General features: G+C 72.4%; 17 protein-coding genes and 1 riboswitch. Of the genes, 13 read left to right on the plus strand and 4 right to left on the minus strand.

Annotation, left to right across the window (positions count from 1 at the left end; all coding sequences use genetic code 11):
- Window positions 1-59: 59 nt before the first annotated feature.
- Window positions 60-2,516, minus strand: coding sequence for a DNA gyrase/topoisomerase IV subunit A (locus ABT123_RS03710; RefSeq protein WP_351309272.1), 2,457 nt, complete (start codon window positions 2,514-2,516; stop codon window positions 60-62).
- Window positions 2,517-2,769: 253 nt separating this feature from the next.
- Here ABT123_RS03710 and ABT123_RS03715 point away from each other — a divergent pair, with 253 nt between their 5' ends.
- The 4 genes from ABT123_RS03715 to ABT123_RS03730 all read left to right on the plus strand — a co-directional run bounded on the left by ABT123_RS03715 (window position 2,770) and on the right by ABT123_RS03730 (window position 7,610).
- On the plus strand, window positions 2,770-4,134 hold the full coding sequence (locus ABT123_RS03715) for a M16 family metallopeptidase (protein WP_351309275.1): 1,365 nt from the start codon (window positions 2,770-2,772) through the stop codon (window positions 4,132-4,134).
- 20 nt (window positions 4,135-4,154) lie between these two features.
- Window positions 4,155-5,537, plus strand: coding sequence for a M16 family metallopeptidase (locus ABT123_RS03720; RefSeq protein WP_502970859.1), 1,383 nt, complete (start codon window positions 4,155-4,157; stop codon window positions 5,535-5,537).
- A 251-nt stretch (window positions 5,538-5,788) separates the two neighbouring features.
- A riboswitch (cyclic di-AMP (ydaO/yuaA leader) is annotated at window positions 5,789-5,948 on the plus strand.
- Between the two features lie 12 nt (window positions 5,949-5,960).
- Window positions 5,961-6,758 carry a M23 family metallopeptidase gene (locus tag ABT123_RS03725; protein WP_351309281.1) on the plus strand — a complete coding sequence of 266 codons (798 nt, stop codon included), beginning with the start codon at window positions 5,961-5,963 and terminating at the stop codon, window positions 6,756-6,758.
- Window positions 6,759-6,920: 162 nt separating this feature from the next.
- The gene (locus tag ABT123_RS03730) at window positions 6,921-7,610 is read left to right on the plus strand and encodes a GntR family transcriptional regulator (RefSeq protein ID WP_351309283.1); all 690 of its coding nucleotides are present in this window, start codon (window positions 6,921-6,923) and stop codon (window positions 7,608-7,610) included.
- Between the two features lie 192 nt (window positions 7,611-7,802).
- On the opposite strand, the gene ABT123_RS03735 is transcribed toward ABT123_RS03730, so the two are convergent.
- Window positions 7,803-8,084, minus strand: a complete 282-nt coding sequence (locus tag ABT123_RS03735; RefSeq protein WP_351309286.1) for an HPr family phosphocarrier protein — start codon at window positions 8,082-8,084, stop codon at window positions 7,803-7,805.
- 195 nt (window positions 8,085-8,279) lie between these two features.
- On the opposite strand from ABT123_RS03735, the gene ABT123_RS03740 reads away from it, so the two are divergent.
- The 8 genes from ABT123_RS03740 to ABT123_RS03775 all read left to right on the plus strand — a co-directional run bounded on the left by ABT123_RS03740 (window position 8,280) and on the right by ABT123_RS03775 (window position 21,216).
- Entirely contained in the window at window positions 8,280-11,189 is a 2,910-nt protein-coding gene (locus tag ABT123_RS03740) for a bifunctional acetate--CoA ligase family protein/GNAT family N-acetyltransferase (RefSeq protein ID WP_351309289.1), read from the plus strand.
- Between the two features lie 51 nt (window positions 11,190-11,240).
- A complete protein-coding gene (locus ABT123_RS03745; RefSeq protein ID WP_351309292.1) occupies window positions 11,241-11,846 on the plus strand; it encodes a DUF5998 family protein in 606 nt (201 codons plus the stop codon).
- A complete protein-coding gene (locus ABT123_RS03750) occupies window positions 11,846-13,051 on the plus strand; it encodes an alkaline phosphatase family protein (protein ID WP_351309295.1) in 1,206 nt (401 codons plus the stop codon). The genes ABT123_RS03745 and ABT123_RS03750 overlap by 1 nt, the downstream gene beginning before the upstream one ends.
- Before the next feature lie 58 nt (window positions 13,052-13,109).
- Window positions 13,110-13,760 (plus strand): thymidine kinase, encoded by a 651-nt coding sequence (locus ABT123_RS03755; protein ID WP_351309298.1) that lies wholly within the window; start codon window positions 13,110-13,112, stop codon window positions 13,758-13,760.
- Window positions 13,761-13,865: 105 nt separating this feature from the next.
- Window positions 13,866-14,924 carry an alpha/beta fold hydrolase gene (locus ABT123_RS03760; protein ID WP_351309301.1) on the plus strand — a complete coding sequence of 353 codons (1,059 nt, stop codon included), beginning with the start codon at window positions 13,866-13,868 and terminating at the stop codon, window positions 14,922-14,924.
- A gap of 14 nt (window positions 14,925-14,938) precedes the next feature.
- On the plus strand, window positions 14,939-16,534 hold the full coding sequence (locus ABT123_RS03765; protein WP_351309304.1) for a VMAP-C domain-containing protein: 1,596 nt from the start codon (window positions 14,939-14,941) through the stop codon (window positions 16,532-16,534).
- Window positions 16,531-17,583 (plus strand): AAA family ATPase, encoded by a 1,053-nt coding sequence (locus ABT123_RS03770; RefSeq protein ID WP_351309306.1) that lies wholly within the window; start codon window positions 16,531-16,533, stop codon window positions 17,581-17,583. Before ABT123_RS03765 ends, ABT123_RS03770 begins: the two co-directional genes overlap by 4 nt.
- Window positions 17,584-17,586: 3 nt before the next feature.
- Window positions 17,587-21,216 (plus strand): SAV_2336 N-terminal domain-related protein, encoded by a 3,630-nt coding sequence (locus ABT123_RS03775; protein ID WP_351309309.1) that lies wholly within the window; start codon window positions 17,587-17,589, stop codon window positions 21,214-21,216.
- A gap of 28 nt (window positions 21,217-21,244) precedes the next feature.
- Here ABT123_RS03775 and ABT123_RS03780 read toward each other — a convergent pair whose 3' ends face one another.
- Window positions 21,245-22,018, minus strand: coding sequence for a VOC family protein (locus ABT123_RS03780; RefSeq protein WP_351309311.1), 774 nt, complete (start codon window positions 22,016-22,018; stop codon window positions 21,245-21,247).
- 181 nt (window positions 22,019-22,199) lie between these two features.
- On the opposite strand from ABT123_RS03780, the gene ABT123_RS03785 reads away from it, so the two are divergent.
- Window positions 22,200-23,036, plus strand: coding sequence for a sulfurtransferase (locus ABT123_RS03785; protein ID WP_351309314.1), 837 nt, complete (start codon window positions 22,200-22,202; stop codon window positions 23,034-23,036).
- A gap of 218 nt (window positions 23,037-23,254) precedes the next feature.
- On the opposite strand, the gene sepH is transcribed toward ABT123_RS03785, so the two are convergent.
- A complete protein-coding gene (gene sepH, locus ABT123_RS03790) occupies window positions 23,255-24,313 on the minus strand; it encodes a septation protein SepH (protein ID WP_351309317.1) in 1,059 nt (352 codons plus the stop codon).
- Between the last annotated feature and the right edge of the window lie 317 nt (window positions 24,314-24,630).

Raw genomic sequence — 24,630 nt, forward strand, 5'->3', positions numbered from 1 at the left:
GGGCGGAAGGAACGGTCCGGGGCGGAACACCGCCCCGGACCTCATCCGACGGGCATCCCCTAGAGCGGGGCTCCCGCCACCACGGCCACCGCCGTCGTCAGCGGCGTGCCCGAGCCGTCGCGGCGCGGGTCCGGCTCCGGGAGGTCCACCGGGGTGCCGTTCGCCGCGGCCCCGCGGGCCGGGGAGTGCCCCGCCCAGGCCAGGGTCAGGATGTCCTCGCCCTTCAGGAACCGCTGGCAGCGCACGCCGCCGGTGGCCCGGCCCTTGCGCGGGTACTGGTCGAACGGGGTGAGCTTGGCCGTGGCCACCGAGTCGTCCAGGGTGCCGTGCGAGCCGGCCACGCTGAACACGTACGCCTCCGCGCCCGGGTCCACCGCCGAGAAATGGATCACCTTGGCGTTCCCGGCGAGCTTGATGCCCGCCATGCCGCCGGCCGGCCGGCCCTGCGGGCGCACCTGCCCGGCCGGGTAGCGCAGCAGCTGGGCATCGTCGGTGATGAAGACCAGGTCCTCCTCACCCGTGCGCAGCTCCACCGCGCCCACGATCCGGTCGCCCTCCTTGAGGGTGATGACTTCCAGCTCGTCCTTGTTCGCCGGATAGTCCGGCACCACCCGCTTGACCACGCCCTGCTCGGTGCCCAGCGCCAGACCCTGCGAGTTCGCCTCGTCCAGGGAGAGCAGGCAGACCACCTTCTCGTCCGGTTCCAGGGCGGACAGGAACTCGGTGATCGGGGCGCCGCCCGCCAGGTTCGGGGCCGCCGCCGTGTCCGGCAGCTGCGGAAGGTCGATCACCGACAGCCGCAGCAGCCGGCCGGCCGAGGTGACCGCACCGACCTCGGCCCGGGCGGTCGCCGCCACCTGCGAGACGATCAGGTCGTGCCGGGTCCGCTTGCCGTCGCCCTCGGGCAGCGGCTCCGCCGTCACCGTACGGGCGAGCAGGCCCGTGGAGGACAGCAGCACCCGGCACGGGTCGTCCGCGACCTCCAGCGGGACCGCGGCCGGCTGGGCACCCGCCGACTCCAGCAGCACCGTACGCCGCTCGGTGCCGAACTTCTTCGCCACCGCGGCCAGTTCCGCCGAGACCAGCTTGCGCAGCTCGCTGTCGGACTCCAGGATGCCGGTCAGCTCGTCGATCTCGCCGGTGAGGCGGTCGCGCTCCGACTCCAGCTCCAGCCGGTCGAACTTGGTGAGCCGGCGCAGCGGGGTGTCCAGGATGTACTGGGTCTGGATCTCGCTCAGCGAGAAGCGCTCGATCAGGCGCTGCTTCGCCTGGGCCGAGTTCTCGCTCTCCCGGATCAGCGCGATGACCTCGTCGATGTCGACCAGCGCCACCAGCAGGCCCTCGACCAGGTGCAGCCGGTCCCGGCGCTTGGTCCGGCGGAACTCGCTGCGCCGCCGCACGACCTCGAAGCGGTGGTCGAGATAGACCTCCAGCAGCTCCTTCAGGCCCAGCGTCAGCGGCTGCCCGTCCACCAGCGCCACATTGTTGATGCCGAAGGACTCCTCCATCGGCGTCAGCTTGTAGAGCTGCTCGAGTACGGCCTCCGGGTGGAAGCCGTTCTTGATCTCGATGACCAGGCGCAGGCCGTGCGAACGGTCGGTGAGGTCCTTGACGTCGGCGATGCCCTGGAGCTTCTTCGAGCCGACCAGGTCCTTGATCTTCGCGATGACCTTCTCGGGACCGACCGTGAAGGGCAGTTCGGTGACGACCAGGCCCTTGCGGCGGGCGGTCACGTTCTCCACCGCCACGGTGGCGCGGATCTTGAAGGTGCCGCGGCCGTTCTCGTACGCGTCCTTGATGCCGGACAGGCCGACGATCCGGCCGCCGGTCGGCAGGTCCGGACCCGGTACGAAGCGCATCAGCGCTTCCAGATCGGCATGCGGGTACCGGATCAGGTGCCGGGCGGCGGCGATGACCTCGCCCAGGTTGTGCGGGGGCATGTTGGTGGCCATGCCGACCGCGATGCCGGAGGCCCCGTTGACCAGCAGGTTCGGGTACGCGGCCGGCAGCGCGACCGGTTCCCGCTCCTGGCCGTCGTAGTTCGGCGTGAAATCGACCGTGTCCTCGTCGATGGACTCGGTCATCAGCGAGGTCGCGTCGGCCATCCGGCACTCGGTGTACCGCATGGCGGCCGGCGGGTCGTCGTTGCCCAGGGAGCCGAAGTTGCCGTGGCCGTCGACCAGCGGCAGCCGCATGGAGAAGGGCTGCGCCATGCGCACCAGCGCGTCGTAGATCGACGCGTCGCCGTGCGGATGCAGCTTGCCCATGACCTCGCCGACGACGCGGGCGCACTTGACGTACCCGCGGTCGGGGCGGAGGCCCATTTCGTTCATCTGGTACACGATCCGGCGGTGCACCGGCTTCATGCCGTCCCGGGCGTCCGGCAGGGCGCGGGAGTAGATCACCGAGTACGCGTACTCGAGGAAGGAGCCCTGCATTTCGTCGACGACGTCGATGTCGAGGATCTTCTCCTCGAAATCCTCCGGCGGCGGGGTCTTCGTGCTGCGGCGGGCCATCGCTGCGGCGCTCCTTATCCAAGTGGACCGGGCTGATCGGGCTGATCGGGCGGGCTGGTCGGGCTGATCGGGCTGGGTCTGACGCGGACCATTGTGGCCCCACGCTCTGACAACGCCGACTCCGACCCTGGGGGTACCCCGGATGGAGTCCCGGGGGAAGTGACCCGGGAACTTCTCCACGGGTCGACGCGCTTGCATACAGTGACAGGTCTGACAGGAATCCCAGCATCGCCATCGAAGGGACCACATGCCCATGGGTCACACGGCCACCGAGCAGACCGCCTCCGGCGGCCTGACAGCGACCGAGCACCGGCTGGCCAACGGCCTGCGCGTGGTGCTTTCCGAGGACCACCTGACCCCGGTCGCCGCGGTCTGCCTCTGGTACGACGTCGGCTCGCGCCACGAAGTCAAGGGCCGTACCGGTCTGGCTCACCTCTTCGAGCACCTGATGTTCCAGGGCTCGGCGAGCGTCCCGGGCAACGGGCACTTCGAACTGGTCCAGGGTGCCGGCGGCTCCCTCAACGGCACCACCAGCTTCGAGCGCACCAACTACTTCGAGACGATGCCCGCCCACCAGGTGGAGCTCGCCCTGTGGCTGGAGGCGGACCGGATGGGCTCGCTGCTGGCCGCCCTGGACGACGAGTCCATGGAGAACCAGCGCGACGTCGTCAAGAACGAGCGCCGCCAGCGGTACGACAACGTTCCGTACGGCACCGCCTTCGAGCGGCTGACGGCCCTGGCCTACCCGGAGGGCCACCCGTACCACCACACCCCGATCGGCTCCATGGCCGACCTGGACGCGGCCTCCCTGGAGGACGCCCGCGCCTTCTTCCGCACGTACTACGCGCCCAACAACGCGGTGCTCTCGGTGGTCGGCGACATCGACCCCGAGCAGACCCTCGCCTGGATCGAGAAGTACTTCGGCAGCATTCCCGGCCACGACGGCAAGCAGCCGCCGCGGGACGGCACGCTGCCCGACATCATCGGCGAGCAGCTGCGCGAGGAGATCGTCGAGAAGGTCCCGGCCCGCGCTCTGATGGCCGCCTACCGGCTGCCCCACGACGGCACCCGCGACTGCGACGCCGCGGACGTGGCCCTGACCATCCTCGGCGGCGGCGAGTCCTCCCGCCTCCACAACCGTCTGGTACGCCGCGACCAGACGGCCGTCGCGGCCGGCTTCGGCATGCTGCGGCTGGCCGGGGCCCCCTCCATGGGCTGGCTGGACGTGAAGACCTCCGGCGGCGTCGAGGTGCCCGACATCGAGGCCGCCGTGGACGAGGAGCTCGCGCGGTTCGCCGCCGAGGGCCCGACCGCGGAGGAGATGGAGCGCGCCCAGGCCCAGCTGGAGCGCGAATGGCTGGACCGGCTGGGCACGGTGGCCGGCCGGGCCGACGAACTGTGCCGGTTCGCCGTGCTGTTCGGCGACCCGCAGCTGGCGCTGACCGCCGTCGGCCGGGTGCTGGACATCACGGCCGAGGAGGTGCAGGCCGTGGCCGCCGCCCGGCTGCGCCCCGACAACCGGGCCGTGCTGGTGTACGAGCCGCTGGCCGAGGAGAACGGCGACGGCGAGAACGACGCGAACGACGCGAACGACGAGAACGAGGGGGCGGAGCAGTGAGCGACACCGCAGCCGTCACGATGACCTTCCACCCGCAGCCGCAGGCCGGCGAGGCCCGCCCGTGGGCCTTCCCGGCCCCCGAGCGCGGCACCCTGGACAACGGCCTGACCGTGCTCCGCTGCCACCGGCCCGGCCAGCAGGTGGTGGCCGTCGAGATCATCCTCGAGGCCCCGCTGGACGCCGAGCCGGCCGGCCTGGACGGGGTGGCCACCATCATGGCCCGGGCGCTGTCCGAGGGCACCGACAAGCACTCCGCCGAGGAGTTCGCCGCGGCGCTGGAGCGCTGCGGAGCCACCCTCGACGCGCATGCCGACCACCCGGGCGTCCGGGTCTCCCTGGAGGTCCCGGCCTCCCGGCTGCCCAAGGCCCTCGCGCTGCTCGCCGAGGCGCTGCGCGCCCCCGCGTTCGCCGACGAGGAGGTGGACCGCCTGGTCCGCAACCGGCTCGACGAGATCCCGCACGAGCTGGCCAACCCGGCGCGCCGGGCCGCCATGCAGCTGTCCAAGGAGCTCTTCCCGGCCGCGCTGCGGATGTCCCGGCCGCGCCAGGGCACCGCGGAGACCGTCGCCCGGATCGACTCCGCGGCCGTACGCGCCTTCTACGAGGCCCACGTACGCCCGGCAGCCGCCACCGCGGTGATCGTCGGCGACTACGCCGGCACGGACCTGAACGCCGTTCTGGCGGACACCCTGGGCGCCTGGACCGGCGGCAGCGCGGCGCGGCGTCCGGCCACCGCGGTGACCGCCGACGACACAGGCCGGGTGGTCATCGTGGACCGGCCCGGTGCGGTCCAGACCCAGCTGCTGATCGGCCGGATCGGTCCGGACCGGCACGACCGCGTCTGGGTGCCGCAGGTGCTCGGCACGTACTGCCTGGGCGGCACCCTCACCTCCCGCCTGGACCGGGTGCTGCGCGAGGAGAAGGGCTACACCTACGGCGTCCGCTCCTTCGGGCAGGTGCTGCGCTCCACCGCCCCGACGGCTCCGGAAGGTGCCACCGGCGCGTCCATGCTCGCCATCAGCGGCTCGGTGGACACCCCGAACACCGGTCCGGCGCTGGAAGACCTCTGGAAGGTGCTGCGGACGCTGGCGGAGGGCGGCCTGACCGATGCCGAACGGGACGTGGCGGTTCAGAACTTGGTGGGCGTGGCCCCGCTGAAGTTCGAGATGGCCGCCTCCGTCGCGGGCACCCTCGCCGACCAGGTCGAGCAGCAGCTCCCGGACGACTTCCAGGCGGAGTTCTACGCGCGGATGGCCGAAACCGGCACGGTGGAGGCGACTTCGGCGGTGGTCAGCGCCTTCCCGGTGGACCGTCTGGTCACCGTCCTGGTGGGCGACGCGGCACAGATCGAGGCCCCGGTGCGGGCGCTCGGCATCGGTGAGGTCACCGTGGTCGCCAACTGACCGTACGGTCGTCAACTGGCCTCCGGACGGCGTCCGGAGGTACGGGTTCCGGCATGGGGTCTGGCACGGGGTCTTGGTGGTTCATCCGCCAAGACCCCTTTTGCTCGCCTAATGTCCGATTAAGTGGAGTGGTTCCCCGTATGCCGTGTGGCGTACGCAACAAAAAGGCGCGTCTGTTTGGCGATTGACTGATGATCCGCCTAGCGTCGGTCCCGCTGCCCGTCAGCTGTAACCGCCGCACCCGCGGCACCGGGCAGCAATCGCCGAGTCCCCGTCAGGCGCGAGCCTGGGGAGCCGGGGACCCACATCAGTCCCTGGGGTGAATCGGTCCGCCTCGCCAGAGGGGGGCCGTAGGAGACCTTCCTGCTCCGAACCCGTCAGCTAACCCGGTAGGCGAGAGGGAAGGAAAGGATCAGCCCCTTCATGGCGTTCGGCAGTCGTGCCGCCGGTTCCGGCAAGCACCGTGGTTCCAGCCGTCTGAGCAAGAAGACCGCCGGCATAGCCGGGATCGCAGCCCTCGCCACCACCGGTGTCGTCGGCTCCTTCGCAGCTCCGGCCTTCGCCGCGGACAACGATCACGCGAATCTCGACACCGGTCTCAACGCCGTCGTGGTCGGCGACGACCTGGCCGGCGACATCGAGACCCAGGCCGCGGCCCAGCAGCACGCCGCCGACGCTGCCGCCGCCAAGGCGCAGGCCGAGGCCGAGGCGCAGCAGCGGGCCGCCGAGGCGAAGCGTCTGGCCGAGGCGAAGGCGAAGGCCGAGCGCGAAGCCAAGGAGCGCGCCGAGCGCGAGGCCGAGCGCAAGCGGCTGAACACCTTCGTCTCCCCGCTGGGCGACTCGTACGTCTCCACCCAGTACAAGGCCGGCGGCGGCATGTGGTCCTCCGGCAGCCACACCGGCATCGACTTCCACGCGGACTCCGGCACCGTGGTCCGCTCGGTGGGTCTCGGCACGGTCGTCGAGGCCGGCTGGGGCGGCGCGTACGGCAACAACGTCGTCATCAAGCACGCCGACGGCACCTACACCCAGTACGGCCACCTCCTCTCCCTGAGCGTCTCCAAGGGACAGCAGGTCACCCCGGGCCAGCAGATCGGCCTGTCCGGGTCCACCGGCAACTCCAGCGGCCCGCACCTGCACTTCGAGGCCCGGACCGGCGCGGACTACGGCTCGGACATCAACCCGATCACCTACCTGCGCAGTCACGGCGTCAGCATCTGACTCTGGTCTGACTCAGGCCCGCAGCACCCGCAGCATCGAAGAAGACCCCCGGCTCACCGAGCCCGGGGGTTTTCTTCTTTTGTTTTCCGTCTCCGCTCGGAAATAATCGTGTGCTGCAATAGAGTCGGGACAATGACACCAGCATTAAGCGGAGGTCCGGTCTTGCGTATTCCTGCGCACGCGGTGTGTACGGCAATCCGCGACGATATCGTCACCGGAGTCTTCGAGCCCGGGAGCAGACTCACCGAGGAACTTCTGGCCCGCCGGTACGGGGTCTCCCGGGTCCCGGTGCGCGAGGCGCTGCGCACGCTGGAGTCCGAGGGCTTCGTCACCACCCGGCGGCACGCGGGCGCCTGCGTGGCCGAGCCGACCGAGCAGGAGGCGGCCGACCTGCTGGAGCTCCGGATGCTGCTGGAGCCGCTGGCCGCCGCGCGGGCGGCCCGGCGCCGCACGGACGCGCACCTCAAGGTGCTCCGCGGCCTGGTCCGGCTGGGCCGGGAGCGGGCCCGGCAGGGCCAGGGCGAGGATCTGCGGGCCCTGGGAGGCTGGTTCCACGAGACCCTGGCCCAGGCCTCCGGCAGCCCCGGGCTGATCGCCCTGCTCACCCAGCTCCGGCACAAGGTGGCCTGGATGTACGCGGTGCAGGTGCCCGCCCAGCCGGTGGAGTCCTGGGCCGAGCACGGGGCGATCGTGGACGCGGTGGCCCGCGGCGACGCGGAACGGGCCCGGGCGCTGACCGCGGCGCATGCGGAGCGGGCCGCCGAGGCGCACCGGATGAGGGGGCGGAGGTCGGGCGCCGGACCGGTGAGGACTTCGCAACCTGCCGTAAACATGTCGAGCGGCCGGCATTAACAGAAGCCGTATACAAAGAGCGGGTGTATTACCGCCCGGGTGTGAGCCGGGTGTGAATTCGGCATCGGCCGGAATTCCCCGTTGCCCGTAATCCGGAATTGCGGAAGCGGGGAAAACGATCGGAGCCGCGGCCCCCGTCCTCCGGGGCCGCGGCTCCGCCACGTGTGCACGACTCGGGACGAACCCGAAGGGTCAGACCGTCTCGGGAAGTTCCTCGAGACCCTCCGCGACCAGCTTCGCCAGGCGGTCGAGCGCCACCTCCGCGCCCTCGGCCTCCGACGCGAGGATGATCTCCTCGCCGCCCTGGGCGCCCAGGCCCAGCACCGCGAGCATGGAACCGGCGTTGACGGGGTTGCCGTCCACCTTCGAGATGGTCACCGGGACGCCGGAAGCGGTCGCCGCACGGACGAAGATCGAGGCGGGACGAGCGTGCAGGCCCTCGGCCCAGCCGACGTTGACGCGGCGCTCTGCCATGGTGATGCCCTTCAGGTTCTTACGGTTGTCTAGACCAGTCTCTCACGACGCCCGGAATGCTCCGACCGACCTCCGACCGACCTTCGGCCCGAGTCTTCTGCCGTTCGGCCTTCCCCAGCTTGCACCGATTTGCCCCTACCCGCCTAACGCGCCGCGCGAGCGCTCCCCGGCCCGTTCGGGCCGTAGGATCAGGCCATGACCACCGCGTCGGATCCTTCGTACCCGGCCCACTGGGAAGCGGACGTCGTACTGCGCGACGGCGGCACCGCCCGGATCAGGCCCATCACCACCGAGGACGCCGGCCGGCTGGTCAGCTTCTACGAACAGGTCTCGGACGAGTCGAAGTACTACCGCTTCTTCGCTCCCCATCCCCGGCTCTCCGACCGCGACGTGTACCGCTTCACGCACCACGACTACGTGGACCGGGTCGGCCTCGCCGCCACCATCGGCGGGGAGTTCATCGGCACCGTCCGCTACGACCGGACCGGCCCCGACGGCCGCCCCGCCTCCGGTACCGCCGACCAGGCCGAGGTCGCCTTCCTCGTCCAGGACGCGCACCAGGGCCGCGGAGTCGCCTCCGCCCTCCTCGAACACATCGGCGCGGTGGCCCGCGAACGCGGCATCCGCCGCTTCGTCGCCGAGGTGCTGCCCGCCAACAGCAAGATGATCAAGGTGTTCAAGGACGTCGGCTACCAGCAGCGCCGCACCTTCGAGGACGGATCCGTCCACCTCACCCTCGACCTCGAACCCACTGCGGAATCCCTCGCCGTCCAGCGCGCCCGCGAGCAGCGGGCCGAGGCCCGCTCGGTGCAGCGGCTGCTCGCCCCCGGCTCGGTCGCGGTGATCGGAGTCAGCCGGTCCGGTGCCGGCGTCGGCGCCGCCGCCCTCCGCAACCTGCGCGACAGCGGCTTCCGCGGCCACCTGTACGCCGTGAACCACGCGCTCGCCCCCGGCATAGCCGGCGACCTCCTCGAAGGGGTCCGCGCCTACCGGACCCTCACCGACATCGGAGCCCCGGTCGACCTCGCCGTGGTCGCCGTCCCCGCCGAGCGGGTCCCCGAAGCAGTCGCGGCCTGCGGCGAACACGGCGTCCAGGGCCTGGTGGTCCTCTCCGCCGGCTACGGGGAGAGCGGGCCCGAGGGCCTCGACCGGCAGCGCGAACTGGTGCGCCAGGCCCGGTCGTACGGCATGCGGATCATCGGCCCCAACGCCTACGGCGTGATCAACACCTCACCCGAGGTGAGCCTGAACGCCTCCCTCACTCCCGCCCCCGCGCCCGCCCGCGGCCGTATCGGCCTGTTCACCCAGTCCGGCGCCATCGGGATCGCCCTGCTCTCCGGTCTGCTGCGGCGCGGCGAAGGCCTGTCCTCCTTCGTCTCGGCCGGCAACCGCGCGGACGTCTCGGGCAACGACATCCTCCAGTACTGGTACGAGGACCCCGACACCGACGTGGCCCTGCTGTACCTCGAAACCCTCGGCAACCCGCGGAAGTTCACCCGGCTCGCGCGCCGCACCTCCGCCGTGAAGCCGGTGGTCGTCGCGAAGGGCGGCCGGCACAGCGGAGCCACCCCCGCCGGACATGCGGTGCCCGGCACCCGGCTGCCCGACGCCACCGTCTCGGCCCTGCTCCGGCAGGCGGGCGTGATCCGCGTGGACACGGTCACCGAACTGGTGGACGCGGGCCTGCTGCTGGCCTCCCAGCCGCTGCCGGCCGGCCCGCGCGTCGGCATCCTCGGCAACTCCGAGTCGCTCGGCGTGCTCACGTACGACGCCTGCCTCTCGGAGCGGCTGCGCCCGCACCCGCCACTCGACCTGACCACGGACGCCACCCCCGCCGACTTCCAGGACGCCCTCACCCGGGCGCTGGCGGACGAGGCCAACGACGCGGTCGTGGTCACCGCCATCCCCTCGGTGGGGGAGCCCGGCCTCGCCGACGACCTCGCGGAGGCACTGCGGGCGGCGGTCGCGGCCGGGCCGGCCAAGCCGGTCCTGGTGGTCCATGTGGAACTGGGCGAGCTGGCGGATGCCCTGTCCGCCGCGCGAAGCGGCGGTTCAGGCCCCCGCCCCCCGGCGTCCCCGGCCCCGGACCTGGCCCCGAACCCGGACCCGGCCCCGCACTCCGCAGACCCGGCCCTCCGGCCCCCGGCCGCGCCCGGAACCGGTCCAGCGGGTGCAGCGGGTGCAGCAGGTGCAGCCGGGTCGGCCGGGCTTGCGTCGCCCGCACCTGCCGGTCCCGCGCGGATCCCCGCCTACCCCGCCGCCGAGCGGGCCGTCCGGGCCCTCGCCCAGGCCGTCCGGTACGCCGACTGGCGCCGCGCCAACGCCGAGGCCGGCAGCGTGCCCGAATACGAGGACATCGACGAGGCCGGGGCCGCCGCCCAGCTGGCCGGCCTGCTCCGCCCGGTCGCCGGCTCCGAGGCCGTCACCCTGACGGACACCGACGCCCGCGAGCTGCTGGCCCGCTACGGGATCACCGTCCTGCCCACCCTCCCCGGGCCCACCCCCGACGCCGCCGCCGAGGGAGCCCGCCGGCTCGGCTACCCGGTGGCCCTCAAGACCACCGCCCCGCACCTGCGCCACCGCGCCGACCTGGGCGGCGTACGGCTGGACATCACCACCGAGGCGGAGCTGCGCCGGTCGTACGAGGAGCTGACCGAGGCCCTCGGCAAGCCCGCCGAGCTCCAGCCCGTGGTCCAGGCGATGGTCCCGCGCGGGGTCGACACCGTCATCCGCTCCGTGATCGACCCCGCCGCCGGCGCGGTCCTCTCCTTCGGTCTCGCCGGGGTCGCCTCCGAGCTCCTCGGCGACACCGCCCACCGGCTCGTCCCCGCCACCGCACGGGACGCTGCCGAACTCATCCGCTCCATCCGGACCGCCCCCCTGCTGTTCGGCTGGCGGGGCAGTGCCCCCGTGGACACGCCCGCCCTGGAGGAACTGCTGCTGCGGCTGTCCCGGCTGGTCGACGACCACCCGGAAGTGGTCGGAGTCACGCTCGAGCCGGTGGTGGTCGCCACCGAGGGCCTCTCCGTATTGAGCGCCACCGTCCGCATCGCCCACCCGCCGGCCCGTACCGACCTCGGCCCGCGCACCCTCCCCAGCTACTGAGCCGCGCACGGCGAGGCCGGGGGAGTCGTCACGGGCCTTAGGATGGACCTCATGGCGAAATCCGGTACGACGACCCAGGGGCTGCGCGCGGCGATCGAGCGCAGCGGCTACTACCCGGCCCTCGTGGCCGAGGCCGTGGAGGCCGCGGTGGGCGGCGAGCCGATCTCGTCGTACCTGGTCCACCAGGAGACCACCTTCGACTCCAACGAGGTCCGCCGGCATGTCACCGTGCTGGTCCTGACCGGCAACCGGTTCATCGTGAGCCACACCGACGAGCAGGCCGCCGACGCCGGATCCCCGTCCCCGTACGCGACCACCTCGACCGAGTCGGTCAAGCTCGCCGGGATCTCCTCGGTGGTGCTCAGCCGCGTCGTCGCCAACCCGGAGTCGTACACGCCCGGCACCCTGCCCCGTGAGGTCGTCCTCACCATCGGCTGGGGCGCCGTCTCCCGCATCGACCTGGAGCCCGCCGCCTGCGGCGACCCGAACTGCGATTCCGACCACGGCTACACCGGCAACTCCACCGCCGACGACCTGAGCTTGCGGGTCAGCGAGGCCGGCGACGGCCCGGAGGCGGTCCGCCAGACCCTGCTCTTCGCCCAGGCGCTGAGCGAGGCCACCGCGGCGACTGCGGCCGGATCGGGTACCGCCCGCTGATGACGTATTCGCCCGCGCAGGACTGGCACGATCCGGAACTGCTGGACCTCGGCGGCGCCCCGGTCCCCGAGTACGGCACCGGCTCGCTCGCCGATCTGCTGCCCACCCTCGTGGCCGGCCAGGGCGTACCGGGGTTCTCCGCAACCCTCGCGGAACTCACCCCGGCCGACCGGAACTGCGTGTTCCTGATCGACGGGCTCGGCTGGGAGCAGATCAAGGCCCACCCGGACGAGGCCCCGTACCTCACCTCCCTCCTCCCCACCTCGCGCGGCGGCACCGGCCGGCCGATCACCGCCGGCTTCCCGGCGACCACCGCCACCTCGCTGGCCTCGGTCGGCACCGGCCTGCCCCCGGCCCGCCACGGCCTGCCCGGCTACACCGTGCGCAACCCTGCCACCGGCGAGCTGATGAATCAGCTCCGCTGGCAGCCCTGGACCTCTCCGCAGGTCTGGCAGCCGTACCCGACCGTCTTCCAGCGCGCCGACGCGGCCGGCATCGCCACCGCCCAGGTGTCCTCCCCGGCCTTCCAGACCACCCCGCTGACGAAGATCGCCCTCAGCGGCGGCACCTTCCACGGCCGGATGACCGGCGAGGAGCGGATGGACCTGGCCGCGGACCGGCTCGCCGCCGGAGACCGCTCGCTGGTCTACACGTACTACAGCGAACTCGACGGCGCCGGCCACCGGCACGGCGTGGACTCCGATGCCTGGCGCGGCCAGCTGATGCACGTGGACCGGCTGGTCCAGCGGCTCGCCGAACAACTGCCGCCGCGCACCGCGCTGTACGTCACCGCCGACCACGGCATGGTGGACATCCCCTTCGACGACGACTCCCGGATCGACTTCGACGAGGACTGGGAACTCGGCGCGGGAGTCGCCCTGCTGGGCGGCGAGGGCCGGGCCCGGCACGTCTACGCGGTGCCCGGCGCGGAGGCGGACGTCCTGACCGTCTGGCGCGAGGTGCTCGGCGACCGCTTCTGGGTCGCGAGCCGCGAAGAGGCCCTGGAGCGGGGCTGGTTCGGTGCCCCCGGCGACTGCGACGAGCGGGTCCTGGGCCGGATCGGCGATGTGGTGGCCGCGGCCCACGCCGATGTCGCCATCACCGCCTCGGTCAACGAGCCGAACGAGTCGGCCCTGACCGGCATGCACGGCTCGCTGACCCCGGCCGAGCAGCTGGTCCCCCTGCTCGAAATCCGCTCGGCCTGACCCGCCTGCCACCTCCCACTCTCCGTTCTCGCCCCCGCCGAAAGGTCCCGTACTTCCCATGCCCGAGCTGGTGTTCTTCTCCGGAACGATGGACTGCGGAAAGAGCACTCTGGCGCTCCAGATCGCGCACAACCGCGACGCGCGGGGTCTCCAGGGCGTGATCTTCACCCGCGACGACCGTGCGGGGGAGGGCAAGCTGTCCTCTCGCCTGGGTCTGGTGACGGAGGCGGTGGAGGCGCCGGAGGGCATGGACCTGTACGCGTACCTGGTGAACCAGCTCTCGCAGGGCGGCAAGGCCGACTACGTGATCGTGGACGAGGCCCAGTTCCTGGCCCCTGCCCAGATCGACCAGCTGGCGCGCATCGTGGACGACCTGGGTCTGGACGTCTTCGCCTTCGGCATCACGACGGACTTCCGCACGAAGCTCTTCCCGGGCTCGCAGCGCCTGATCGAGCTGGCGGACCGCCTGGAACAGCTCCAGGTCGAGGCCCTGTGCTGGTGCGGCGCCCGCGCCACCCACAACGCCCGCACGGTGGGCGGCGAGATGGTGGTCGAAGGCGCCCAGGTCGTGGTCGGCGATGTGAACCGCCCGGCAGAGGAGATCGGCTACGAGGTCCTCTGCCGCCGCCACCACCGCCGCCGCATGACCTCGGCCACGGCCCACGCGAGCGCCCTCTCCCCGGACGTCCTCCCGGTCAACCACGCCTGACCGGCAACCACCCCCAGTGCCGGTGCTTCTCGGGAAACCCGCACGCACGGCGGCACGCCTCGGTAGCTTTGCCGTCCAGGGAAGCTCGTGTGCCGGAGGAGCAGCGTGGGGGCAGCACCGGGAACACCGCGGCTGGGCGTGGTGCTCGTTCATGGATTCAACTCGTCGCCGGACATGTGGGATCCGCTCCGCCGGCTGATCGCCGCCGACCCCGTTCTCGACTTCGTCGAGACCCTTGCCTTCCGCTACGCCACGAAGTTGTGGAGCTTCGACCCGCGCCGGGCCATCCCCTCGTTCGACACGGTCGCGGACAGCCTGAAGGAATACCTCGACACCGAGTCGCGCGCCTTCGGACGCCTGATGCTGGTCTCGCACAGCCAGGGCGGCCTGATCGTCCAGCGCTACCTGACCCGGATGACCGCCGAGGGCCGTGGCGGCGACCTGCGGCGGATAGGCCGGATCGTGCTGCTGGCCTGTCCGAACAACGGCTCCGAGATCGCACTCTCGCTACGGCGTCGCCTGCTGCGGTGCAATCTTCAGGAGCAGCAGCTGCGTCCGCTCAACGAGCAGATCGCCGAGACCCAGCGCGCCGTCCTCCGGGACATCGTCAACGCGGACCAGGTGACCGCGGGCAGCTGCCCGATCCCGTTCTCCGTCTACGCGGGCGAGACCGACAACATCGTTCCGCCGGCCTCTGCGCGCGGAGTCTTCCCCGACGCCGCGGTACTGCCCGGGGACCATTCCGGCATCGCCCGGCCGACGGCTCCCGACCACCGTACGTACACGACCCTCCGACGGCTGATCCTGCTCACCTCCGCAAGCACCGAGCCCCGTGCCGAGCCCAAGGCCGAACCGGTGTCCTCCGCGGCCTTCCCGGACACCTTCGAGGTCGTGGCGGCTGCCGAGCGGGTCTCCGATATGGACGATGCCGCCTTTCGGCTCACGGTCGTCCGGCTGATGCGGAACTCCCTGGCCGCGGACTCCGGTTTCGCTGCCGCCTACAAGGCGCATCCGCGTGACCACCTGGTGGAGATCGTCGAACGGTGCCGCTCGCACCGGGACGCACCGGCCGCGCTGGCCGCCTTCCGTGATGCGGTGACCTTGCTCCGCCCCGACGACGCTGCCACGGCCGATCTGCGAGCAGTGCTCGCGCACCTCCCGTGACACCGGCTGCCGGTATGCCGGACCACGGCGAGCCGGACCCGCCGGGCGCGTCCGGCTGGAGCGTGCAGGACTTGGAAGGGCTCCGCACCGTGCTGGGAGCCTTCTCCGACCTGGACGACCCGCAGGTCTTCCGGCAGGTGAAGGGCCTGATGGGCAGGCAGCTCGGCGAGGGGCGCGGCCCGTTCACCGTGCCGACCTACAGCGATCCGCGCAGCCAGATCGCTGCCCTGGTCGATGCCATGGACCGGCACCAGGACCCCGAGCGGGCGCTGCGGGCACTCGCGGACACCCTGCGGTATCTGCGCAGCGAAGAGGCCGCCATGGCCGAGCTGGACGAGCTGGTCGAGGAACTGGCCCCGTCAGGGCGGCTTCCCCGTTCCCGGCTGCGGGCGGTGGTCGCGGAGCTCGACGCGATGAAGGCCGTCGTGCCGCTGGCCGTGGCGAGCGGTGCACTGGACCGGTCCCTCCTGCCGGGCGAGCCGTCGGGTCTGCGAGGTACCGAGACCGTGTCGGGGATGCTGATGCGGCTGAACGATGCACGGGAGCGGGCCGGGGGCAGAGCCGCCATCGAGGGTCCGCTGGTCCTGCGGTTCCTGGCCGAGCTGTGCGGAGCCCTGTCCGGAGAGCCGGCGGAGCTGCTGCGCAGCCATCTCGTCCTGGCCGGCCGTGAACTGGGGCTTCCGGCGGAGGTGCGGGACGCCCTGACCGGCCGCGGCCGGCCGGCGCTCCGCCCGGCCGGCCGCCGGGTGCTCCAGATCCGGCTGAGCGAGACCTCCCCCGGCAAGCAGGAGTACGAAGTGGACGCCACCCTCTTCGACTGGACCGACGACGGCCTGAGCCGGCCGCACAAGCGCGAGGCCGAACAGCGCTACTCGCTCGGTGACCTCCAGCAGCTCGGGCACACCTGCCTGATCCAGTGGGAAGACCTCGCGGTCCGCCTGGACCGGGCGCACTCGGTCCGGGTGGAGTTCCTGCTGCCGTGGTCACTGCTCGACCACCCGGTCGAGCGGTGGCTGACCGACACCCAGGGATATCTGCTGGGGCACAAGTACCCCGTGGTCATACGGTCGCTGGACCGGATGCGGCAGCAGTCCTGGCACCGGGACTGGGAGCGCCGCTGGCAGGCGTTCCGGTACCCGGGCGCGCCGGACCCACCCGACCACGGGGTCGGCTGGCTGGCCCTGGAGGCCACCGCCTCGCTGGAACGGGGCGGGCACGGCGCCGACGTCCTGCAGCTGCGGGGCCGGGAGGGAGAGGTCAGGGCCTGGCTCGACACCCGTCCGGACAGCGCCGGGATCGCCCTGGCGTTCGCCTACGACCATCGCGACCCCTGCCGGGCGCGTGCCCTCAGGGAAGCCGTGTGCGAGGGAGTGCCGTTCATGGTGTGGCGGCGCGACGGCGGCGACCCGGCCGAGCTCGCCGAGCGGCTACGGGAACCCGCGCGGCAGCGCTTCGCCGATCTGCCGGCCCTCCTGAGGCGGTGGCGGCGCAGCGCGTCCCGTGACGACGCGGCGGACATGCACAACCACCTGACGCTGCTCTGGGACGATCCGCAGTGCGTCCCCCGGGAATCCGTTCTGACCGCTCCTGCACCGGAGGACAAAGCATGACCACTGACGCCGACGCCGAGGCCGAACCCGACTGGTGGATCTACCGCTGCTCCTCCGAGCCGCACAACGGCATCCGGCGGCTGCCCAAGGCACCGCCCTGGCGGTCGTTCTCCGACGGACCGCAGCGCACGGACCTGCTCGACCCTCCGGGTCCGATGTCCGCGGCCGGCCGGCACAGCCGTCGTGGCCGGAATCTGCGCACCTTCCGCTACCAGGCGGAACGCAAGGAGATCCACCTGGTGAACATGGCGCTGATGCTGCGCCGACCGCTGCTGGTGACCGGCCCGCCGGGGGTGGGCAAGTCGACGCTGCCCTACAGCATCGCCGGGGAACTGGGGCTCGGGCCGGTGCTCCGCTGGTCCGTCACCAGCCGTACCACCCTGCAGGACGGCCAGTACGAGTACGACGCCGTCGGACGCCTGCAGGACTCCGGGCTGCTCGGGCGGGGGCGGCAGAAGACGGAACCGCCCGCGATCGGGCACTACCTTCGGCTGGGCCCGCTCGGCACCGCGCTGCTGCCGTGGCGGGTCCCCCGCGTGCTGCTCATCGACGAGATCGACAAGAGCGACGCCGACTTCCCCAACGACCTTCTCCATGTGTTCGAGGAAGGCGAGTTCACCGTCCGTGAACTCGCCCGCCTGCACCGGCCCACCGCCACCGTGATGACCGCGGACGACGAAGGCTGGGTGGAGCTGACGCGCGGCCGGGTCCGCTGCCACGAGTTCCCCCTGGTGGTCATGACGAGCAACGGGGAACGGGAGTTCCCGCCGGCGTTCCTCCGACGCTGCATCCGCCTGGAGATCCACCGACCGGACCGGCGCAAGCTGGCCCGGTTGCTGGCCGCCCACCTGCCGTCGCCCGACGCCCCCTCGACGGCCGCCCACGAGAAGCTCGTCGTCGAATTCCTCCGCAAACAGGACAACGACGGCGCCGAACTCGCCAACGACCAGTTGCTCAACGCGGCACTGCTGGCCCAGCGCCTCTGGGACGACCCCGAGGAGCGTGGTCTGATCGTCGACCACCTGCTGCGTCCGCTCAACGAAGGCTGACCGGTGGACGAGGAGCCGGGCCAAAGCCTGCACCGGCTGCCGGCAGACGACGATGGTCCGTCCGTCGTGGATCTGGCGGACGCGCTGTGGATCGCCCGTTTCCTCGGACGGCCGGAACCGGAAGCCGGGGCCGGGGCCGAGGCCGGGGCTGAAACCGAAGCCGCCGGCCCGACCGGGCCGGAGCCGGAAGCGGGACAGCCGGCCCGCAACCTGCCCGGCGGCCCCGGCCTTCCCGGCCCGCGTCCGGAGACGCCGCTGTACGCGGTTTCGGCCGCCGCACCGGGCGAGTCACCCGGAGCCGCCCCACAGAGGCCGCGGGGTGGCGGAGCCGCTCCGGTGCGGGTGGGCCGGGAGAGCGCGCTGACCGACCCCCTGGCGATATCCCGGGCGCTGAGGCCGCTCAAGCAGCGCGTGCCCGGTCCGGGCACCCCCCTGCTGGACGAGGAGGCGACGGCCAGGGCAAGCGGCGAGAGCCAGATGTTCCTGCCCGCCTGGATGATGCCCACCGAACGCCGGTTCGCGGTCGACCTGGTCGTCGACACCGGTCCATCGATGGCCATGTGGCAGCAACTGGCCACCGATCTGACGACATTGTTCGAGGGGCACGGCGCCTTCCGGGTGACGGACACTTGGTCGCTCGACACCGGCGCCCCCCGGCCGAGGCTGGCACCGTTCCACCGCACTCCCCGCGGCAAGCCGCAGCGCGCCTTCCCGCCCCGGCATCTCGCCGATCCCTCGGGGAGGCGGCTGCTCCTGCTGCTCACCGACGGGGTGGGGCCGCTGTGGCGCGGCCCCGCGCTCATGGACGCGGTCGACCGCTGGTCGCGCACCCGGCCGGTGGCAGTCCTCCAGGTCCTGCCGCACAGCATGTGGCACCGTACGGCCCTCGTTCCGGAGCCGGTCCTCGCGCGCTCCGGCGCACCGGGCCGGGCAACGGCACTGTTCCGCCCGCAGACGCCGTACCGGCGGGCGGCCCGGGGGCAGACCCGGCACCAGCACTGGGTGCCGGTACTGGAACTGCGCCCGGACTGGCTGGCCCCCTGGGCTCGCCTGGTTGCGGGGCAGGCGGGCGACTGGACCCCGATGATGGCCCTCCGGGCCGGCGCCGAACCGCTCCCGCCCTTGCTCCCGGGCCCGGGCCCGGACCAGGACTTCGACCCGGCAAAGCTCGTCGAGTGCTTCCGAGGCGAGGCGTCGGCCGGGGCGTTCGAGCTGGCCGGCTACCTGGCGGCCGTGCCCCTGGTGCTCCCGGTGATGCGCCTGGTCCAACGGGCCATGATGCCCCGGCCGAGCACCGCCCATCTCGCCGAGTTCTTCCTGTCCGGGCTGCTCGTCCAGGTCCCGGACCAGCCCGGATCCGACAGCGACCCGGACCTGACGCTGTACGAGTTCCGGCCCGGCGTCCGCGAGGCCCTGCTGGACACCCTGACCCGGCGTGAGTCGCTGCGGGTCCTGGACGTGGTCAGCCGTGTCTCCGGCCGGGTCGCCAGGCGCCTCGGCGGCACCCTCGACTTCCGGGCCCTCATCCCGGCACCTGGGCTGTCCGAGGGCTGGCGACTCCCGCCGGAAAGCCGGCCCTTCGCCCGGGTCGCCGCCCAGGTCCTGGCGGGGGTCGGCGGGGCGCACCGGACTATGTCGGAGGCGCTGGCCGAGGCAGCGGACGGGCCGGCGGTCGGCAGGCTGCCGGCGTCGCCGCCGGATGGCCGCGGGGACCCCGTAGAGCTGATCAGCCGCCTCATGGCCGAGGCGACCGTCGGCATCCAGAGTGCGCAGGAGGGCGTGAACGGCATTGTGGGGAGTGGTTTCTTCGTCTCGCCGAACCGGGTGCTGACCAGCGCCCATGTCGCCCTGGCCGGATCGGCCGATGCGACGGGCACCGGACTTCGCAGGGTGCGGATCGGCTACGGCGACCAGTTGCTCAGCGGCGTCGTCGAGTGGGCCGGGCCCGACCGCGGCTCCGGAACCGGCAGCGGGTCGGAGCCTGACCTGGCGCTGATCCGGTTGCTCGATCCCGTCGACCATCCCTGCGTATGGGTCACCGAACGTCCTCCCGGCAGTGTCGTCCTCGGTGGGCCGACCGTGTGCTTCGGCTGGAGCATGGTGGACGGCGAGGCCCGGCTCCACAGCTTCCGCTGCACGAGCGACTGGGAATTCAACGAACCGGACGGCGAACGGCTGCTCAGGCTGACCAACGGACCCGAACTCCTGCCGGGCGTGTCCGGCGGCCCGGTGGTGGACCTCACGCACGGCGAGGTCATCGGGGTGCTCAGGAGCATCTCCGGGAAGCAGAACGAGCGTCTTGCCGTGCCGATCCAGGAGCTGCGGCGCCTGCCGGTCACCGACGACCCGCACGAGGACCTGTATCAGCAGGTGTTCACCGCCCACGATCTGCACCACGCCGACCGCCACTCCGCCGACCGCGACCCCGGCACCACCTGGACCGACGTACGCAGCCTGCTCGACGCCACCGCCGCCAACGCCATCTCCGCCGGCCGGCGCACCGAATTGCTCGGCATGCTCGCCCGGCTCCCACCGCCCGCTGCCCCCGGCATTCTGGAGGACATCGTCACGGAACTGCACGGCGATACGATCGGGGACCAGCTGCCTGCGCCCCGCGCCTGGCGGGACGGCCTGGGCATGCTCTACGACGTGCAGCCCGAGGAGATGCTGCGGTACGCCGTCCACGCCGCCACCGCCGCCCGGCCACACGCCGACGAGAACGCGGCCGAACAAGCTCTGTGGGACTGGGCCCGGACCGAAGCAGCAGACATGAGCCGCCCGGTTCGCAGTCTTCTTGCGTCGGACTACGAGTCCCGGAGGCGCGCCCGCGGTAATGCCTCCGCGCGGCGAACCTCCGACGGCCCGCCCCGGCGCGAGGTGGTGCTACTGGAGATCGCCTATACCGGCTATGGACGCAACTACGGCTGGCGGATCGCCATAGTGACGGGCGACGGCGATGTGATGACCGTGCATGCCGACGAGCAGGGCACCGAATCCGGATACCTGCCGCGTGTGGTGGCCCCGGCACTCGCCGAGACGTTGGACCGCTGCGACAGGCCTGGCTATGCGGCCCCCTTGGAGCTCGTGCTGCCTTCCGATCTGTTGCCGGACCTTCCCGTTGAGACTTGGCGCCTCGGCGACCGCATGCTGGGCGCCGACCGCCCTATCGTCACCCGTCTCGGCGGCGCCCGGACCACCGAGGACCTCACCGTCAACGAGCGGCGCCGCGAGCGCTGGCACACCCTCCACGACCGCCCACCGGTCCCGGTGGTCCTGGACGGCGGAGTCCGTACCGAGCTACCGGCCCTGCCGCCCGATGCCCTCCCGGTACTGTCCGGCGGCGACGCCACCTCCGAGGTGCTGCACGACCTGATCGATCTCGGCCACCCGATCGTCCTCTGGCGGCGCGAGCCGGTCGCCGTCGGCGCCTCGGACGCCGACTTCCGGCAGGGTATCGACCGCCTGGTGCGCGAAGCCCGCAGCCCCGAGGACCTCCCCGCCCGCCTTGCCGCGCTCCGCTCACGGCTGGCCGCGGGCGACGCGGACGCCTACTGGTCCGACGGCCTCGCCCTGCTGTACGACGACCCGACCCGCCCCCTGCCCGGCCCCGGCGACCTGCTGGAGGCACCATGAGCCGCGCCGCGCCGCGCCGACCCGGCGGTCAGGGCATGGACTGGACGACCGTGAAGACCGCGCCCTCCGGGTCGGAGACCATGGCCAGGCGGCCCAGCGCGCCCTCGCGGGGCGCCCGGAGCACGTGGCCGCCGAGGTCCGCGACCTGGTCGGCGGCCCGGTCGGCGTCCGCCACCTCGAAGTAGGTCATCCAGTGCGCGCCCCGGTCGTGCGGCAGGGCGCGGCCCACCCCGTGGATCGAGGCCACCGGCAGGCCCCCCACGTGCAGGGTCAGATAGTCGAAGTCGGCCGAGACCACCGCCTCCGCCTCGTGGCCGAACACGGACTGGTAGAACTTGCCGACCATCGTGGTGTCCTGGGTGACCAGCTCGTTCCACACGGGTGTGCCGTGCACCCCGGTCAGCCGGGGCCCGACGGGGGCCCCGGACTGCCAGATCCCGAAGACCGCGCCGGCCGGGTCGGAGCAGATGGCCATCCGTCCGGCCTCGCCAGCGTCCAGCGGGCCCACCGCCACCGTGCCGCCGCAGCAGCGGATCGCCTCCGCCGTCTCGTCCGCGTCGTCGGTGGCGAGGTACGTGGTCCAGGCCACCGGCAGATGGCGGTCCGGGGGCAGCTGGCCGATCCCGGCCACCTCGTGGCCGTCGAGCAGCGCCCGGACGTACGGGCCGAGCGGCTCCGGGCCCGGGATGTACTCCCAGCCGAACAGGGCGCTGTAGAAGTCCTCGGTGGTCCCGAGGCCGTGCACCATCAGGCTCACCCAGCACGGTGCTCCGGTTGTGCGCCGCATTGCTGCCTCGGTCATCGCCGAATCTCCTCCGCGTCTCGGGTGTCTGCTTGCCGCTGTTGATGCTTGCACTCCCCGGGCCGCGGCGCGCCCCGGCCGCGCCGCATTTCGAGCGGCCCCCCAGAGATGACCGAATCAGTGCGGCACGTCGGTGTCCGGCGTGTTAGGCGGGGCCCGCGGAGGGGGAGAGGATGGAGCCATGACTGCGATCCTCTCCGCATCCGAACTGATGGCCGAACTGGCCGGTCCGCGCCCTCCGGTCCTGCTCGACATCCGCTGGCAGCTGGGCGGGCCCGATCTGCGGGCCGAGTACGAGGCCGGGCACCTGCCCGGCGCCGTGTACGTCGACCTCGACCGTGAACTCGCAGGTCCGCCGGGGTCGGGTGGCCGCCACCCGCTGCCGGACGCGGAGGAGTTCGGGGCGGTGATGCGCCGGGCCGGGGTCTCGGCGGACACGCCCGTGGTCGTGTACGACGGCGGGCTGGGGTGGGCCGCGGCCCGGGCCTGGTGGCTGTTGCGCTGGACGGGTCACGGCAACGTCCGGGTCCTCGACGGGGGCCTGGCCGCCTGGACCTCGGCGGGGGGTGGACTGACGATCGAGGAGCCCTCGCGAGAGGGGGGCGATTTCAAGCCAAGTCCGGGAGCGGTGGGACTGCTCGATGCGGATGCGGCGGCTTCGCTCGCCCGGACCGGCGTCCTGCTGGATGCGCGGGCGGGGGAGCGGTATCGGGGCGAAATCGAGCCGATCGACCGGGTCGGAGGCCACATTCCGGGCGCATTGTCGGCACCGACGGCCGAAAACGTGCGGCCCGACGGCAGGCTGCTCCCCGCGGAGGAACTTGCGGCGCGTTTCGCGGGCCTGGGCGCTTCCGGCGAAATCCCGGTGGGTGTGTACTGCGGTTCCGGCGTATCGGGAGCCCATCAGGTGCTGGCGCTCGAGGTCGCGGGCATCCCGGCGGCCCTGTACGCGGGCAGCTGGTCGGAGTGGTCCTCGGACGAGTCCCGCCCGGTGGCGACCGGCCCTGACCCGCAGTAGCGCGGTCCGCTAGCGCGGACCGCTGCGCGCGGCGCCGGGCCCGTGCTCAGTGGCCCGGCGCGGCCGGCTGCGCGCATTCCCGGGGCCGTGCGCGCTGCACGACCCCGGCGTCACGTGACGCCGCGCGTGCCGGGCTGGTACTCGGCGGCCCGCCGCCGTATCCGCCGGCGGGTCGGCCGTACCGGCTTGCGCCGGTGCCTGCACCGGTCCTGCCCGGGTTATTCCTGCTTCTTGCGGCGGGTGCCGAAGACGATCTCGTCCCAGCTGGGGACCGCCGCGCGGCGGCCCGGGCGGACTCCGTCGGCCTCGGCCTGCCGGTCCGTGGTGCCCGTGAGCCGGTCGCGATGGCCGGCCACCGTCCGCGGCATCAGCACGTCCGCATACGCGGCCCCCGCGCCCGCCGAGGCGGCCGGCGAGGCCTCCTCGGCCTCCTCCGGCTCCGACTCGGGCGCGGCGGTGGGCTGCGTCGGGACCACCAGGTCGCCCCGGAAGCTCGGTACCGCCTCCAGCAGGCTGGTCAGGGTGTCCCGCTCCTCTTCCGGCTCCGGCGGGGCCGGGGCCGAGGCGATGGCGGGGAGCTGGCGGTCCAGCGCGCGGTCGAGCGGCCGGTCCCGGGGCAGCCGCGCGATCCGCGGTACGAACGGAAAAGTCGGCTCCGGAGTCGACGGGAGGTCGTCCGACTCGCCGATCAGCGAGCGGGCCTCGTCGTCCACCGCCACCACCAGCCGGCGCGGCGGGTCGTACGTCCAGCTCGCCGAATGCGGTTCACCGGCCACCCGGTAGACCAGCAGGACCTCCCAGGTGCCGTCGTCGCGGCGCCAGGAGTCCCACTGGACGGTTTCCTTCTCGGCCCCGCGCAGCGTCAGCCGCTCCTGCACGGCCTCGCCGAGCTGGGGTCCGGTGTTCTCGCCCGGGCGGCGTACGGGGGTCTTGCGGGCGCGCTCGGCCATGAAGGCACGCTCGGCCAGGACCGGCCCCTCGAAGCGGCGGACCCGGTCGACGGGGATGCCGGCGAGCTGCGCGACCTCCTCCGCGGAGGCACCGGCACGTATCCGGGCCTGGATGTCCCGCGGGCGGAGGTGGCTCTCCACCTCGATCTCGATCTGGTTCAGCCGGGCACGGTCGTTGCGTACCGCCGCGCGCAGCCGTTCGTCGATCGGAAGCGTGTACTCCGTGCTGTCCGCAGCCTTGAGCACCAGTCGTGTGCCGTCATTGGAGACGGCCACGACACGCAGTTCGGGCATGGGGACCTCCCGGGTGGTGCCTGCCGACGTCACGTGCGTCGCTGCTTCCGCTAGTCGAGTGTGGCCTGCCCGGGTGCAGCCTGCCACAACCTTGCCGAGTTAAACCGGCGTGTCGGGCATGCGCCCTTGATCGCCGTTATGGCACGGTTACCTGTTGGCCACAGACAGTGACTGGCCGGTCACTCTGTGCAGCAGAAACCCGTGCGATAGCGCACTCTCGCCGGTTTCGAGCGCCGTTTCTCCATCAACCGGCCCCCTCTCCCGGGTCCGGACATCCGTAAGGACGGACGGCCCCAGGGCTCGCCACAGTACTCCATTCGGGCCACCTGGGTGGACCGCCGCGCCGCCGA

Origin of the sequence: Streptomyces sp. NPDC002054 (assembly GCF_040296685.1) — a bacterium.
In the GTDB taxonomy this organism is placed as follows: domain Bacteria; phylum Actinomycetota; class Actinomycetes; order Streptomycetales; family Streptomycetaceae; genus Streptomyces.

Excerpts from the sequence above, each read along its gene's own strand:
- ABT123_RS03720 (WP_502970859.1), top strand. The coding sequence starts at position 4,155 with ATGACCTTCCACCCGCAGCCGCAGGCCGGCGAGGCCCGCCCGTGGGCC.
- ABT123_RS03715 (WP_351309275.1), top strand. The coding sequence starts at position 2,770 with ATGGGTCACACGGCCACCGAGCAGACCGCCTCCGGCGGCCTGACAGCG.
- ABT123_RS03735 (WP_351309286.1), bottom strand. The coding sequence starts at position 8,084 with ATGGCAGAGCGCCGCGTCAACGTCGGCTGGGCCGAGGGCCTGCACGCT.
- ABT123_RS03785 (WP_351309314.1), top strand. The coding sequence starts at position 22,200 with ATGACTGCGATCCTCTCCGCATCCGAACTGATGGCCGAACTGGCCGGT.
- ABT123_RS03780 (WP_351309311.1), bottom strand. The coding sequence starts at position 22,018 with ATGACCGAGGCAGCAATGCGGCGCACAACCGGAGCACCGTGCTGGGTG.
- ABT123_RS03770 (WP_351309306.1), top strand. The coding sequence starts at position 16,531 with ATGACCACTGACGCCGACGCCGAGGCCGAACCCGACTGGTGGATCTAC.
- ABT123_RS03745 (WP_351309292.1), top strand. The coding sequence starts at position 11,241 with ATGGCGAAATCCGGTACGACGACCCAGGGGCTGCGCGCGGCGATCGAG.
- ABT123_RS03710 (WP_351309272.1), bottom strand. The coding sequence starts at position 2,516 with ATGGCCCGCCGCAGCACGAAGACCCCGCCGCCGGAGGATTTCGAGGAG.
- ABT123_RS03740 (WP_351309289.1), top strand. The coding sequence starts at position 8,280 with ATGACCACCGCGTCGGATCCTTCGTACCCGGCCCACTGGGAAGCGGAC.
- ABT123_RS03755 (WP_351309298.1), top strand. The coding sequence starts at position 13,110 with ATGCCCGAGCTGGTGTTCTTCTCCGGAACGATGGACTGCGGAAAGAGC.
- ABT123_RS03750 (WP_351309295.1), top strand. The coding sequence starts at position 11,846 with ATGACGTATTCGCCCGCGCAGGACTGGCACGATCCGGAACTGCTGGAC.
- ABT123_RS03725 (WP_351309281.1), top strand. The coding sequence starts at position 5,961 with ATGGCGTTCGGCAGTCGTGCCGCCGGTTCCGGCAAGCACCGTGGTTCC.
- ABT123_RS03765 (WP_351309304.1), top strand. The coding sequence starts at position 14,939 with ATGCCGGACCACGGCGAGCCGGACCCGCCGGGCGCGTCCGGCTGGAGC.